Genomic DNA, 14,584 nt, shown 5'->3' with positions numbered 1-14,584 from the left:
ATAATGCCTAATATCTTACATACACGAGTTTTAGAGTTCCTACTCAAATACCGAGAATCAAATCCCTTATTTAAATTTTGGCTCCGTCAGCGCGATAAAAATAATAGATTAACAGATGGCTTGTGGTTTCAAGGAACTGAAGGTTATACGTTTGTTGGCTTATATAATCGCGGTGGCGGTACAAACATGACGCGAAGTTTTGGTGTGGTTTTCTGGGAGGCGGACGATGGTTCACTGGCAGCGAACATTGAAATTGTCTGGAACGAAGAAAAAGATAAAAAAGTCATAGAGTTCTATTTAAAGGCAATCGAATTACTGGGTGATTTCGTCCAGGAGACTTCAACTAAGTACCGTAAATATTTAGCCCCTAATAATGCGGAAAAAGCAGTACTGGATTTTTTTGAGAATGATAAACCTAAAGTTGATGCTTTAATTAAAAAAATGGGGTTATCAGAAATTCTTTTTTTGGATGAAGGCCAATTTAAAACACAGTTGGGTAAAGTTCTTTCAATTAAAGATGAGTACCCGATATTGAGCAGTAAAAAACAAACAACACTTACAACAATGTCACTAAACACAATCCTTTACGGCCCCCCTGGGACAGGTAAAACTTATAACACAATTAATAAAGCTGTTGAAATTGCAAATCCTGATTTTGCAGCAAACAATCGCGAAGAACTTAAAGCTGAATATCAGCGATTACGTGACGAGGGGCAAATAGTGTTTACCACTTTTCACCAAAGTTTGGGCTACGAAGATTTTATTGAAGGTATTAAACCTGTATTGCTCCAACCTGAAGATGAGGCAGAAGGAGTTGAAGCGATACTGCCGGGCACAGCAAATGCAATTGCTAATACTATAAATTACAAGATAGAACCCGGAATATTTTTCACGCTTTGTGAAAGGGCCCGGTACAAACCAGACGTTCAAATTAAACGTTTTCAAATAAGTGAGGATGAGTTTAAAAAAGCGCAGTTTTTTAAAATATCATTAGGTAATACCCTGCGCTCCGAAGATGATGAAATCTATAATTATTGTATAAAAAACAATTGCATTGCTTTAGGTTGGGGCGGGGAAAATGATTTTAGCAATTTAAGTGAATCTGAAACTAAAGCATTGGCTAAGGCCAAGGGCGAAAGTGATTTTGCAACATCGTGCATCAGCAAATTTATACATTACGTCAAAAAAGGTAATTACGTATTGATCTCTAAAGGTAACTATACTTGCCGGGCCATAGGCAGGGTTACTGGTGATTATTATTTTAAACAAACGGATGAAATTGATTATTGGCAATTTAGAAACGTCGAATGGTTGATTAAAGACGTTAATATCCCCATATCTAAAATCTATGATAAAGGGTTTTCTCAGGTAAGCATTTATAAGTTAGACCATCAAAAGTTAAAGCGCGATTTCTTTGTAAAAAGCGAAGATGAGATAAAAAAAGAGATCGCGGCTAAGCCAAAGAATCATGTTCTGATAATTGATGAGATTAATCGGGGTAATGTTTCACAAATTTTTGGCGAACTTATTACGTTGATTGAAGACGATAAGCGCGAAGGTTGCCCCGAAGCCCTGGATGTGACACTGCCCTATTCTAAAAAAAGTTTCTCTGTGCCTCCAAATCTTCATATAGTAGGCACTATGAATACGGCAGATAGGAGTGTCGAAGCATTAGACACCGCCCTTCGCCGGCGCTTTAGCTTTATAGAGATGCTACCGCAGGAAGACAATATAGGAATTATTGATTTTAAAGGCATTAACTTAAAAACCGTATTACAAAATATTAATATACGCCTTGAGACCCTATTATCACGAGATCATCTAATTGGTCATTCGTTCTTCCTCAATATCGATAGCGTTAGTAAGCTGCATAATGCATTCTTCAATAAAATAATTCCTCAGCTACAAGAATATTTTTTTGGAGACTATGGCAAAATTGGATTGGTTTTAGGCAAGAGCTTTGTCACCTCTGTCACTGATGTTGCAGGTTTTGCAGATTTTGAGTATGAGGACAAAGACCTCCTATTGGAAAAGAAAGTTTACCGGATTATCCGCTTTACAGATGAAGATCATCTTATAGACGAGGATCAGTTTATAGCTGCGGTTAAAGCAATTGTTGGTTAGGTATGAAAACACTTAAAGTTTTCGAACATCAAACTATATCTATCAGCCAAGAGTTGATTTTTTATTTTGGCGGACGACACCAAAAGTTACCGTTAGAAAAAAAATATATAGATGCTTTATGGAAGCTATATGATGCTAAAAAAAGGCCATTTTTCAAACCTACTCGCAATGGTATTTGCTTTAACCAATATGTGGGCGTTGTAAAAGTATTGGGGCTTACTATTGAGATTTTGCCCAAAGCAGATAATCAACGGATAAGCTTGGACGATTTTGAGGCAACTAAGCAACAGGAAACTAAATGGCAAAGTATATTAATTGACATGTTAAAAGTATGCCATTTAATAAATACCTCTTCCATATCCGATGCACACTTAAAAACACGCAGTAATAGTATTCTTGATTTATATATTGAACGCTTTATTAATGAAGTAAACTCCCTAATAAGGCAAGGGCTGATTAAAAAATACAGAAAAGTAGAAGGTAATTGTCATACACTTAAAGGAAAACTACTTGTAGGAAAACATATTCAAAAAAACCTTGTACATCAGGAACGTTTTTACGTAGCTCAAAGCCAGTATGACAAAAATCACTTATTACATAAAATACTTGCAAAGGCAATAGCGATATTGCCCGGTTTATGTAATAATAAAGCATTGCTATCTGAATGCTATGGTTTAAAATTAAATTTTCCTGAAGTTGATGATATACGAATAACGGAGAGTTTGTTTGATAAAATTAGCTTTGACCGGAAATCTAATTCATATCAAATATCCATTCAAATAGCAAAAATGCTTTTACTGAATTACCGCCCTGATCTGAGTACTGGTGTAAATAATTCCATAGCTATTTTGTTCAATATGAATCAGCTATGGGAAGAATACATTTTTAGAATTCTGCACAAAAACAAACCACAAAGTGTAAAAAATATTTATAATCAAAAATCTATCCGCTTTTGGGAAACTACAGCTTCAAAAAGATACTTAAAACCGGATATCGTAATTGAAACGACCGAGCAAGGGAATATAGTGATTGACACGAAGTGGAAAAACATAAATAATGATCCATCGAAAATAAGCATGGATGATTTAAGGCAGATGTATGCCTATCATCATTTTTTTGAAGCCAGCAAGTGTTATCTCTTATATCCGGGAAACGATGAACCAGTAAAAAATGGTGAATTTTGTAGGAAATATTTCTTCAAATCTGAAGAAGCACAAAAAAAACATTGTGGTTTAATAATTTCAAAAGCTTGGCATGAAAGAAATCTAACTGCTAAGACCTATTTAAATTCAGGGTTAGGCACCGAATTGTATAAATCTTTAAGTTTAATATAATACAATAGCGCGTTGCTATTCGTTGGTAACATCGATCCAAACCGTGGCATTATAGCTGTTTTTTTATTACTGGATAACACTATAATAAACAAGAAAAAAATCTAAACAGTAAAAACGGGCAGAATTTTCTCAAAAATTAACTACTTAATTAGTTTGAAAGGCCCTCTCCTAACTTCCCAACATTTGTAATATTAAATAGGTAGCAATTATAAATTTTATATAATAAAGATTTCAATACAAAATTTTATAAAAGCTCCAAATTCACAATCTGCTAAAAGTTTCCTAAAACGCCATTTCCCTTGTATAAATTACTGTAATGCACTCTCTTTACAAAGTTAGTCAGCGCTGATTTTACATCAACTAACAGAGTATTTAATTTTTAAAAAAGAAGAATGTCGTAGACAAAATTTTATGCAGAAAATGATAGAGGGCAAAGGTGTAGCGCCTCACTTCCAAATAGAATTTGGAAGCCTCGTCGAACAGCTTCTATTATGTATGACCCAAAATATTGGGGATTATGTAAAGAATGTAGTTAAGGAAACAATTGTCCAGTGCAATCAGCCCCTGGCTTCATCCAACGAAGTAGAAATAATAGATGGATTTCTGACCCGTTCGGAAACGTTGAAGTTTCTAAAAATCTCCTCACCAACATTACACCGCTATCAGAAGTCCGGGCTTCTGCCGTATCACAGAGTGGGGAGAAAGGTTTACTTTAAAAAGACCGATTTGGTTGAAGCAACTAAAGTCAGTTTGAAAAAGAAAGGAGCCTGGTCATGATTGATAACGCTGCCTTTTATATTGACAACTTTTCAAATCAGGAGTTTGAGTTGCTAACGGACCGGTTAGATGTAAATTGTTCTTACAATAAAAAACAAAATCGTAAGTGGTTTGACTTTGTGAATTTGAGGGTTAATTATTATCCCTAACAAGCATTTGTTAAGAATACAAAACTCCATGCATAAGTATTATAATGCAGTGCTTGGAGACCTAAAACAATATGTGAACCACAACGATTTCACGTTCTTTGATTTCCAGTTAGTATGCAAGGATTGGTCAAAAAATATATTTGAGCGACCCTTAGAAGACTTTAGGCTTTCCACAAATTTTGAAGTTGGTTTAAATATAGAATTGGCACAATACAAGCCATTCGATGTGCTAGCTCATTACATGAGCTATATAACAACATCCACAAACGAATTCTATACGTGCCCTCCGAAAAACCTAAAAGGGAAACCGATACAGCGTATGTGTTTTATAAGTGACTATAAAATAAAAGGATACGATAAGTCTAAGCAATCAGAAATGGTTGTAAAAGCAGACATATTGCGATACGAAGTAATTTATACGGAACTAAGAAAAATACGCAGCAGTCTGGGTCTTTCTAAAACCGCCGAAGTCAGTTTGCAGACCATAAACAATAAGGATGCCTGGGATAAGCTCTTTACTGACATAATAAAGATGTATGATGCAATTAAAAAAATCCCGCTAATCTCTGAAGGGTATCTTTTGGAAGACATTCCTAAAGTTCACGCCTACTGCAATAAAATGATGGCCGCGGATTTTAAGCGTAACATGAACATCAATACTTATAACAAGTTAAGAGCATCACATAAGAAAGTGTACAATCATTACGACCGACTGCCAACTAATTATCACATGGTTGTGCGGCGAAAAATGATTGACAAGTACAATTCACTAATTAATTACAATTCAGGGCCTGTATTGGCCCTGAATTAATTTTTACACCAGTTTCAGACCTTGTAATGAACCCTGAAACTTAATTCATAACATGATGAAAGACATTTCAACACTAATTATTACAGATAGTAAAGCAATATCAGAAATTAACAACAATGAATCAGTGTTTAACTACATGGAAGAAAGAAATAAAAAGTTAGATTATAATTTAAGTAACATAAGTTATTTTATTGAATTAGAAAAAACTCAGCAACTTATAAGTGGATTTTTAGATAAATTACTTGAGCAAATGGTCATTTTGGCGGCAGGAGGAAACAGGATGATTTTAGAAATCTTAACAGAAGAAGAGCTAAATGACTTTTTATTTGAAGAAATAATTCATGGATCAAATTCAACCTTACAAGAATTACACGTAATGTATGAAGAAATTATCTCGACATATTGCGGCTTCTCCTGTATCCTTAAAAGAAGTCATATTTTTAAAGATAAAGAAATTGATAATTTGGTAGAAAATATGGAAATAGAATAATAAAGATAGCCGGTTCGCGCCGGCTTTCTTGACTTCATACAGCCGCTATACAGTAAAACCCTTTTTGGATATAACCTTTATCGCGGATCAAAAAAAAGTGCCGTAGTACAGCCATAGATCACCTACCTCACAGTTAAGAAATCCAAAGTAAGCTGCGAAATTAAATTTTAATGACTACACCAGTTCATGGCCTCTATCTGCCGTGAAATTATAACATTACTTATATGTCTTTTATAAACACAAATTTAAAAATACATAACAATGCAGAATTAGAGAGCTTTATAAAGCCATTTACTAATTTAGTTAATGACTATTGTAGGCACCCACACAGAAAATATGCGAAGTTGATAGACTCGACCTATTGGGGTATAGTTATGAATAACACACCTAACTACGTAGACACTCTATTTAAACACGAGAAAGAACAAATGAATGTTATTCTAAAAATATTCCATAGTGAATATAATAAGTTTGCTGAAGTTAGAAATAAACATTTATCAAAATATCAAAGGAAAGTTGTTATGTAAATAATTAGTAAAATAAATCAAACCGGGTTTGCGCCCGGTTTTTTTGTTTCCATAAAGCCGCTACACGGCAAAATCCTTTTCGGATATAACCTTTATCGCAGATCAAAAGAAAATGCCGTAGTACAGCCATAGTACACTTACGTCGCATTTAGATCCCACATGTGAACTAAAGATCGAAAAAATCGGAAATTTTAATTTTTAAAGCTTGGGATAAGGCATTGATAGTGCTTAAAGTCGTATTAATTTCTCCTCGCTCAATCCTTCCTACTTGAGATAGTGGTATCTCTGCAATATTTGCCAACTGTTCTTGTGATAATTCAAGGGAGATTCTTAAATCTCTTACCCTCCTTCCGAAAGCCTTTATAACTTCGTCATTTTTGATATTTATCACATATCGAAAATGAGGCATATATGTGTTTTTTATTGACGCATATATGCGTTATTTGCTATCTTCCCACAAAACTTAAACAATTATGAAATTACCACTAACAATCACTTTAACTCTTTTAGCGTATTATTCAATTGCACAAACAAACACAACTGCTTTTTTAGGAATAAAACTGGGGCAAAACGAAGCTACTTTCTTAAAAAACTACCCCGATGCAACATCTGATTCTGAACACATGAGCTATATAAATAGCACAATAGATCATAAGAATATGGTTCTGCATAGCATCATGAAGACTACGTCATCAGGCGATCCAGTTAGCATTGACTGTTATTTTAAGCATAGAAAATTGGTAGTTATTGAAGTGGAATACATGAAATTTCAGTATCATAATTCTTTGTTGAAAGGCCTGGCAGCGAAGTATGGCATGTATAGCAAAAGTAATGTCTATAGCTATACTGATCCACTTAATAGCCAAGAGAGAACGGAAGTTGTAATAATTTGGAAAAAATTTAAAAATTCAATATTGGAGTACGACAACTTAGATGAACTTGGTCACCCGCACTTCACTATAGCAGATAATCAAATACAATCTGACGCTTTAGAAATAGCAAAAAAAAGAAATATTAATAAAATTGAATAATTTTTCATAATACCACTTAATTAAAGCCATCAGGTAATAACCTTTATTGATATAGCAAAAAAATCTCCACTGTCCCAATTCGCGCTCTCAAGCAGTAGGACATGGAACAAAATTTTAAAGAAAGAAGAAAAAAAGAATTTTGTCTTAAAAAATCTCCTTTTTACGTTCGCAGGGGAGCGTCTTTTTTTTGACGAAATAAATAATGATAAGGGCAGATTTTAGTAAATCTACAAACCTCTTTTTAGCATATCCAAAAGGGTTTTCAAACGAATATGAAAGTTTAGTTACTTTCTATGATCAATTAATAGAGTTGATACCACGTGACATCAACCTATTTATAATAACGAATACCAGAAAAGTAGAAAGGGAATTACGAGTTAAATTTAACCACAAGCCTAACGTTGATACGGTAGTTATAAATTACTTTGATGAAATATGGCTAAGGGATTGCATGGGAGTATTTGCAGGTGATAAGATATATAAATTTAATTATTCGCCAAACTACTGCACCTTAGGTAAAGAAACAAAGTATTACCAGTATTTAAATAAACTAACCAAACAGGCATTAGCTGCAACTTTTACTTCAAGCGTAATAGAAGTACCGTTAAATATTGATGGCGGCAACTTTGTACATAATACTAAGAAAGTATTTATGACAGAAAAGGTATATGAAGATAACCCCGGTAAGGACGTTGAGAAAATTATAAAGCAATACACTGGATTGGATGCAATAGTTATTGGCCGAAACTATTATGATGTTATAGGACATACAGACGGCTATATGGCATTCAAAGATGAAGGCAATATATTTATAAGTGAATACCCTAAACTGCCTCATTTAAAGAAGGATATTGAGTATGCTAAAATGCTTAAATCGGTGGCTACAAATAATGGATTGAAGGTGCTACCTATTTTCGATAATCCTGTAGACGAGCCGATACAATGCGCCTGCAAAAATAAAAAAACAAGAAGTTGTTTATTTTCAGCCCGAGGGGTATATGTCAATTACATAAGGTTTAATGATTGCATTATTATGCCGGAATATTCCTTGCCCATAAACAGCCCAATAGACTATAACTGGACTAATAAAAAGTGGTTAGAAAGTCAGGGATTCTATGTGCTGACCATTAATTGTGATCTTTTAGGTCAGTTCGGTGGGTCATTGCATTGTATCAGTTTTCAATCTTAAAGGACTTGTAAAAAAGCTTTAGGTTTTAAGGACTTGAAGGAAATTTTCAAATTTTCGGGAGAACTCAATTCTTAATCCAAAAGGCTTTGAATTTTTATCTTATTGCTGCATTCCATAATTCAGCAAGGCAACATCTATTGACTATTAATTACAATTCATTACATTTGTAAGTAATTGATTATTAATTAATTATAATAGAAAATTAAACATTTATATATTATAACAACAAAATTAAATATGGCTAATGCTACTCCAAAATTGGAAAAACGAAAAGACAAAACCGGCGAGTTAATCATCAAAAATGTTCCAATATTAATTGACTTTACTTTTGATGGTAAGCGCATGTGGCTGTCCACTGGCGAACATATTGACGCGAATAAGTGGGATGACAAAAACAACCGGGTTAAACCAAGTGTAACTGGCAGCATGGAAATGAATTTACTTATTCAGTCAAAGTGCGATGAAATTCAAAAAGTGTATAGAGAAGCAATTATTTCAAACAGGCAACCAACGCCCAGTTACATCCGGAATGTTTTAAATACCGACAAAACAGCAAATAAAAAATCTTTATTCGGTTTATATGATGAGTTTATTGAAGGGTATAAATTAAAAGCCACTAATGCTACTGTAAAGAAATTAAGCACTAACAGAAAGCATCTTTTTGAGTTTAGCCAAAAGACAAGGATTAGTATAGATTTTGATGTTATAGATAACGCGTTCTTTAATAAATATGTTGAATACTTTCAGGTTCAGAAAAAGCATATTAATAGTACTATATCTAAAAATATAAAAATCTTAAAATGGTTTTTGGATTGGGCAACTAAGTTAGGCTACAATAAGAACCTCGCATATAAAGCATTTCAGGTGAGAAATCAGGAATCGGAAATTATAATACTTACAGCTGAAGAATTATTCCATTTATATAATTTGGACATAGAACAAGATTATTTACGCCAGGTAAGAGATGTGTTTTGCTTTTGCTGCTTTACTTCACTTAGATACTCTGACGTGAAGAATTTAAAAAAGACTGACATAGTTGATAATTTTATAAATATCACGACTATTAAAACCAAGAGCCGCGTCAATATCCCTTTAATCCCTGAATCTATAGCCATTTTAGACAAATACAAAAATCTAATTGGCGCCAGGGCCCTACCAGTTATAAGCAACCAAAAAATGAATGACTACCTAAAGGACATTGGCAAATTAGCAGGGTTAAACAGATTAATAAGTAAGGTCAGATATAGGGGTAGTCAAAGGATTGAAAATATATATCCCCTCCATGAGCTCTTGTCATCACACATGGGCAGAAAAACGTTTGTATCCTATATGTTCAAAATGGGTATAGATTCGGAATTGATAAGGGCTATATCGAACCACAAATCCGTATCATCATTTGCGCGATACAATAAAATTGATGATGACCAAAAAGCATATGCAATGACTGTCGCTTTTAAAAAAGTGGGTTAAAAATGTTATGTTAATGTTCAATTTAGATCATGGTCATCTGTTTCTTGTCTTAATAGTCTAAGCCATTCTTCATTTATGTATATTATAGAAAAAGGTGTATTTGGATTATTCTTTTGATTAAAAACAAAAATTCGTGAGAAGAATTCGGCCTTGATTTCTAAGGCAGCCGCTTTGTCAAAATTTAATCTTTCCCAGTCCTTATATATGCCAAGAGGGAGATAAAATCGATAAGTAGATCTACTTTCTGGGAAATCCCTTTCATAAACATCCAAAGTCCAAAGATTGGCAGATTCATTTTCCCAATGTATTTCAGCTGTAAGAACGGATGAACGTCGAGATTCTTCCAAAATATTATTTGCTGAAGAATTGAAAAGAAATATCATGTTTCCTGTTTCAAGCAATCCGACAAAACACAAATTAATAGTCCTATTGGCCCATGTTATGATATCTCCAATGACATTATTTGACCTTAATAATTCGTTGGCCAAAGTATATTTTGATTGCTCAAGCTCTGCGTTTCGATCTTTCAAGAATTCATATAAGTTATTTACATGGCTTTGTGGTAGATGATCAATCAAATTTTGGTTTATCTCTGAAAAATTTCTAATTAGTGTTGGATTTAAAAACCAGCTCAGTGACAATAAGGGTATTTTATGATTGGCAGCAAACTCGATTGCTGGATTAGTAAACCCACCAATAACCGCTATGCCTACTTGGAAATTATATCTTCTACGATCTTCAATGGCGTATTGGGCTCGGCGATTATTACGTCTGCTTCGCAATGAATCTAAAGTAACTATCTCGAAGTCATTTAAATCATGGCGTAAACCATATGCATTACGGATTACAGGTAGCGACACTTTACTTGTGTAAGCTTTGCATTCAAATAACAATTGAGTAGGATATGTAAATGGCATCTGAATAGGCGGGTTCATTAAGACATCGGCGTCATGAGCAGCACCTTTACCATTAACAAAAAAAAGTCCATTTGATTCGTAGGTATAAATATTGTCAGGTTTAACGTTTGTAAACCCACAATTTCTCAATAAACCTCTTACTAAATACTCCAATAAAGCACCAGTAATGTGAGTATATTCCATGTGAAAAGATTTAAGCCGCGCTAAAGCTATAGATAAATGATGACGATTCAAGGTATTGAATTATCATTATATTCTTAATGTCTAAATTTCGGCATTAAATTACCAATTGAGATGTAATTGTATGGAATCTTGTATGTGCAAAAAGAAAATCCGCAAAATTACGGGGAATTTCGCGGATTTCGGTGAAAGTTAGTGGTCCCGACGAGAATCGAACTCATATCTAGAGTTTAGGAAACTCCTATTCTATCCGTTGAACTACGGGACCCGTTATGGCTGCTAAGAGGCAGAACCTTTAATCAGCTTGCAAAGGTGCAAATTATACCTGAAAAATCACATGCCTAAGCAGCAAATTTTTATCGGGTTAAAAACACAACCATTTGCACATCCAAAATCTACCTAATCACCGCCCCTGTATGAAAATCTTCCACCGGTGCAACAAAGCTTAATTTGCCTTCGCTATTTTCGGCCATCAGTATCATTCCTTGTGATACGATGCCTTTTATTTCACGAGGCTCTAAATTAACAAGTATGCTTACTTTTTGCCCGATGATGTTTTCCGGCTCATAATATTCGGCAATACCCGATACTACGGTGCGCTCATCGATACCTGTGTCAATCGTAAGCTTTAGCAGCTTTTTGGTTTTGGCCACTTTTTCGGCAGCCAGGATAGTCCCGGTGCGGATGTCCATTGCCGCGAAACCTTCAAAATTAATATTCTCTTTTGCAGGCGCCACAGTTATCGTTTTTACCGGTGCGGCGGCTTCTTTTTTATCGTTCAGCTTTTTCAATTGGTACTCAATGACATCATCCTCAATTTTATTAAATAACAAAGGGGCTACGTTCAGCTGATGGCCATTAGCGAAAGAGATTTCCTGGTCGTAATTAATAACCTGGTTTGGCAGGTTTAGCATACCAAAGATTTTTTTGGCGGTTGCCGGTAAAAATGGCTGCGCGGCAGTAGCCAAATGCCCCATAATGAGCAAACAGTTATGCAACGCCTCCCTTGCGCCTTCAGGATCGGTTTTAATAGCTTTCCATGGCTCATTTTCGGTAAGGTAGCGATTACCCAGGCGGGCAATGTCCATGACTGCCTGCAGGGCCTGGCGATAGCGGTAAGCCTCCAGGTTTTTTTCTATCTCGTCATAACAAATACCAATCTCGGTATTCAGGTATTCGTCCTGTAATTCAATTTTATCTGTGGCGGCTTCAATTTTACCGTCGTAAAATTTGTGCATCAGTGTCATTACCCGGTTCACAAAGTTGCCCAGTATGGCTACCAGCTCGTTATTTACGCGGGCCTGGTAATCTTTCCAGGTAAATTCACTGTCGCTGGTTTCGGGTAAAATCGAGGTTAATACATAGCGCAACTCATCCTGCCTGCCCGGAAACTCCTCCAGGTATTCATGCAGCCAAACGGCGTGATTGCGAGAGGTCGATAGTTTGTCGCCCTCTAAATTTAAAAACTCGTTGGCGGGTACGTTTTGCGGTAAAATGTATTCGCCATGGGCGTGCAGTATGGATGGGAAAATAATACAGTGAAACACAATATTATCCTTGCCGATAAAATGCAGCAAACAGGCATCATCCTGCTCATCGGCTTGTTTTTTCCAGTATAATTTCCAGTCCTTATTATTATCAATGGCCCATTGTTTGGTGGCCGAGATATAACCTATGGGTGCATCCATCCAAACATATAGCTTCTTGCCCTTGGCTTCTTCCAATGGTACATCAATACCCCAATCCAAATCGCGGGTCATGGAGCGGGGTTGCAAGCCCGATTTTAGCCATGACTTACATTGACCGAATACGTTGGTTTTCCAATCACCTTCTTTGGTATCTATCCATTGCTCCAACCAGGGCTGGTATTTATCCAGGGGCAGGTACCAATGTTTAGTAGGTTTCAATATAGGCGTTTTGCCGCTTAGGGTTGATACCGGGTTAATTAGGTCGGTAGGGTTTAATGATGTACCGCAACGCTCGCACTGATCGCCGTAGGCATTTTCGTTGTGGCAGTTCGGGCAGGTGCCTGTAATATACCTGTCTGCTAAAAATTGCTGGTAATCCTCGTCATAATACTGCTCGCTGAATTTTTCAACAAACTCGTCCTTTTCGTAAAGGTTCAGGAAAAACTCCTGCGACAAATCATGATGTATAGGCGACGATGTTCGGTGATAAATATCAAACGCAATCCCAAACACTTCAAAGCTTTCTTTTATCTGGGTGTGGTACTTATCTATGATAGCCTGGGGGGTAGTGCCTTCTTTTTTTGCCTTAATGGTAATGGCGGCACCGTGCTCGTCAGATCCGCAAACGTATAATACATCCTTTTTTTTGAGCCTCAGGTGCCTTACAAAAATATCGGCAGGCAGGTAAGCGCCCGCCAGGTGGCCAATGTGTAAAGGTCCATTGGCGTAAGGCAATGCAGAAGTAACCGTATATCTTTTATATTTGTTGAGTTGTGACATGAATAGAGCGACGTTATAAATAATTTGCAAAGATAGGTTTTTAGTCGGAAAGTCGGGGGAGGAGTCGGAAAGTCCGAAAGTCCGAAAGACGGGAAGACAGAACATTTTTAGTATATATATGGAATCATCTGCCAACCCCGCACCTTCGCCCGTCCAAACTTCCGGACCTTCCGACTTTCCAACTTCCGGACTTCCTCCTTACTTAAAAAAAGGCGATAAAATTGCCATTATATGCCCGGCAAAAAAACTGCCCAATCCAATGACAGATGCGATTGCCCTGTTACAATCATGGGGTTTGGAAGTTGTATTGGGCGAAACCGTAACAGCATCCTATCATCAATTTGCCGGCGATGATGAATTGCGGGCGAAAGATATGCAACGCTTTATTGATGACGACAGTGTAAAAGCCATTATAGCGGCTCGAGGGGGCTATGGCACGGTAAGGATGATTGACAAGGTAGATTTTACCTGTTTTGCTAAAAACCCAAAATGGCTTGTTGGTTTTAGTGATATTACTGTATTGCATGCCCACCTGTTTGCCAATTATGGCACACAAACCATTCATGGGCAAATGCCGGTTAACATTCCCGATGCATCGACACGATCGTTAGATACGCTGCGAAAGGCCTTGTTTGGCGAAGAATTGACTTACGAATTTACATCGCATACCGCCAATCGCGTGGGCGATAGCAGCGGCCTGCTTATCGGTGGCAATTTGTCGTTGCTTGTAGCAGTCTCGGGCTCGGTATCTGATATCGATTACACGGGCAAAGTGTTATTCATTGAAGATGTAGGCGAATATCTTTATAGTATCGACCGAATGCTGCGATGCCTTGACAGGGCGGGTAAGCTCAAAAACCTGGCAGGCCTGGTAGTTGGCGGGTTTACCGACGTGAAGGATAATGACATTCCCTTTGGTCAAACCGTGCCCGAAATTATTATGGATATTGTACAGCAATATAATTATCCGGTATGCTTTGATATCCCGGCAGGGCATATACCCGATAACTGCAGCCTTATACTGGGCCGCAACGTAACCCTGAATGTTGGGGAGCAGCACAGCCTTTTGAAATTTGTATAACGCTTCGGGCAATCAAAACTAAAATACCTTTAATCA

General features: G+C 36.4%; 12 protein-coding genes and 1 tRNA gene. 9 read left to right on the top strand and 4 right to left on the bottom strand.

The genetic code is table 11. The annotated features are described in order from the left end of the window. Positions 1-3 precede the first annotated feature (3 nt). The 5 genes from AC1RM2_RS16150 to AC1RM2_RS16130 all read left to right on the top strand — a co-directional run bounded on the left by AC1RM2_RS16150 (position 4) and on the right by AC1RM2_RS16130 (position 5,685). A complete protein-coding gene (locus AC1RM2_RS16150; protein WP_492986226.1) occupies positions 4-2,124 on the top strand; it encodes a DUF8426 domain-containing protein in 2,121 nt (706 codons plus the stop codon). A 2-nt stretch (positions 2,125-2,126) separates the two neighbouring features. Continuing rightward, on the top strand, positions 2,127-3,458 hold the full coding sequence (locus tag AC1RM2_RS16145) for an McrC family protein (protein WP_492986225.1): 1,332 nt from the start codon (positions 2,127-2,129) through the stop codon (positions 3,456-3,458). Between the two features lie 411 nt (positions 3,459-3,869). After that, the gene (locus AC1RM2_RS16140) at positions 3,870-4,235 is read left to right on the top strand and encodes a helix-turn-helix domain-containing protein (RefSeq protein ID WP_492986224.1); all 366 of its coding nucleotides are present in this window, start codon (positions 3,870-3,872) and stop codon (positions 4,233-4,235) included. A gap of 177 nt (positions 4,236-4,412) precedes the next feature. After that, the gene (locus tag AC1RM2_RS16135) at positions 4,413-5,195 is read left to right on the top strand and encodes a hypothetical protein (protein WP_492986223.1); all 783 of its coding nucleotides are present in this window, start codon (positions 4,413-4,415) and stop codon (positions 5,193-5,195) included. 52 nt (positions 5,196-5,247) lie between these two features. After that, a complete protein-coding gene (locus AC1RM2_RS16130) occupies positions 5,248-5,685 on the top strand; it encodes a hypothetical protein (protein WP_492986222.1) in 438 nt (145 codons plus the stop codon). Positions 5,686-6,378: 693 nt separating this feature from the next. Here the strand turns inward: AC1RM2_RS16130 and AC1RM2_RS16125 are convergent. Next, entirely contained in the window at positions 6,379-6,621 is a 243-nt protein-coding gene (locus AC1RM2_RS16125; protein WP_492986221.1) for a helix-turn-helix domain-containing protein, read from the bottom strand. A 64-nt stretch (positions 6,622-6,685) separates the two neighbouring features. Here AC1RM2_RS16125 and AC1RM2_RS16120 point away from each other — a divergent pair, with 64 nt between their 5' ends. The 3 genes from AC1RM2_RS16120 (at position 6,686) to AC1RM2_RS16110 (ending at position 9,902) form a co-directional block, all read left to right on the top strand. Continuing rightward, on the top strand, positions 6,686-7,243 hold the full coding sequence (locus AC1RM2_RS16120) for a hypothetical protein (protein ID WP_492986220.1): 558 nt from the start codon (positions 6,686-6,688) through the stop codon (positions 7,241-7,243). Positions 7,244-7,445: 202 nt separating this feature from the next. Then, positions 7,446-8,432 (top strand): agmatine deiminase family protein, encoded by a 987-nt coding sequence (locus AC1RM2_RS16115; RefSeq protein ID WP_492986219.1) that lies wholly within the window; start codon positions 7,446-7,448, stop codon positions 8,430-8,432. A gap of 237 nt (positions 8,433-8,669) precedes the next feature. Continuing rightward, positions 8,670-9,902: a site-specific integrase gene (locus AC1RM2_RS16110; RefSeq protein WP_492986218.1), complete on the top strand. Its 1,233-nt coding sequence runs from the start codon at positions 8,670-8,672 to the stop codon at positions 9,900-9,902. Between the two features lie 17 nt (positions 9,903-9,919). Here the strand turns inward: AC1RM2_RS16110 and AC1RM2_RS16105 are convergent, their stop codons facing one another. From AC1RM2_RS16105 to metG, 3 genes are all read right to left on the bottom strand, one after another. Continuing rightward, entirely contained in the window at positions 9,920-11,002 is a 1,083-nt protein-coding gene (locus AC1RM2_RS16105) for a hypothetical protein (RefSeq protein WP_492986217.1), read from the bottom strand. 193 nt (positions 11,003-11,195) lie between these two features. After that, a tRNA-Arg gene (locus tag AC1RM2_RS16100) sits at positions 11,196-11,267 on the bottom strand. Positions 11,268-11,394: 127 nt separating this feature from the next. Beyond that, the gene (gene metG, locus AC1RM2_RS16095) at positions 11,395-13,467 is read right to left on the bottom strand and encodes a methionine--tRNA ligase (RefSeq protein ID WP_492986216.1); all 2,073 of its coding nucleotides are present in this window, start codon (positions 13,465-13,467) and stop codon (positions 11,395-11,397) included. A 118-nt stretch (positions 13,468-13,585) separates the two neighbouring features. On the opposite strand from metG, the gene AC1RM2_RS16090 reads away from it, so the two are divergent. Then, positions 13,586-14,548 carry a S66 peptidase family protein gene (locus tag AC1RM2_RS16090; RefSeq protein WP_492986215.1) on the top strand — a complete coding sequence of 321 codons (963 nt, stop codon included), beginning with the start codon at positions 13,586-13,588 and terminating at the stop codon, positions 14,546-14,548. Positions 14,549-14,584 lie beyond the last annotated feature (36 nt).

The organism is Mucilaginibacter sp. GW822-FHT03E02, assembly GCF_058801545.1.
Note: the sequence above shows the minus strand (reverse complement) of the source record. Positions and strands in the feature narration are given on the sequence as shown.

Bases quoted from the DNA above. Each gene is read 5' to 3' on its own strand.
- AC1RM2_RS16090 (WP_492986215.1), top strand. From the start codon at position 13,586: ATGGAATCATCTGCCAACCCCGCACCTTCGCCCGTCCAAACTTCCGGA.
- AC1RM2_RS16130 (WP_492986222.1), top strand. From the start codon at position 5,248: ATGATGAAAGACATTTCAACACTAATTATTACAGATAGTAAAGCAATA.
- AC1RM2_RS16140 (WP_492986224.1), top strand. From the start codon at position 3,870: ATGCAGAAAATGATAGAGGGCAAAGGTGTAGCGCCTCACTTCCAAATA.
- AC1RM2_RS16105 (WP_492986217.1), bottom strand. From the start codon at position 11,002: ATGGAATATACTCACATTACTGGTGCTTTATTGGAGTATTTAGTAAGA.
- AC1RM2_RS16110 (WP_492986218.1), top strand. From the start codon at position 8,670: ATGGCTAATGCTACTCCAAAATTGGAAAAACGAAAAGACAAAACCGGC.
- metG (WP_492986216.1), bottom strand. From the start codon at position 13,467: ATGTCACAACTCAACAAATATAAAAGATATACGGTTACTTCTGCATTG.
- AC1RM2_RS16135 (WP_492986223.1), top strand. From the start codon at position 4,413: ATGCATAAGTATTATAATGCAGTGCTTGGAGACCTAAAACAATATGTG.
- AC1RM2_RS16115 (WP_492986219.1), top strand. From the start codon at position 7,446: ATGATAAGGGCAGATTTTAGTAAATCTACAAACCTCTTTTTAGCATAT.
- AC1RM2_RS16145 (WP_492986225.1), top strand. From the start codon at position 2,127: ATGAAAACACTTAAAGTTTTCGAACATCAAACTATATCTATCAGCCAA.
- AC1RM2_RS16120 (WP_492986220.1), top strand. From the start codon at position 6,686: ATGAAATTACCACTAACAATCACTTTAACTCTTTTAGCGTATTATTCA.
- AC1RM2_RS16150 (WP_492986226.1), top strand. From the start codon at position 4: ATGCCTAATATCTTACATACACGAGTTTTAGAGTTCCTACTCAAATAC.
- AC1RM2_RS16125 (WP_492986221.1), bottom strand. From the start codon at position 6,621: ATGCCTCATTTTCGATATGTGATAAATATCAAAAATGACGAAGTTATA.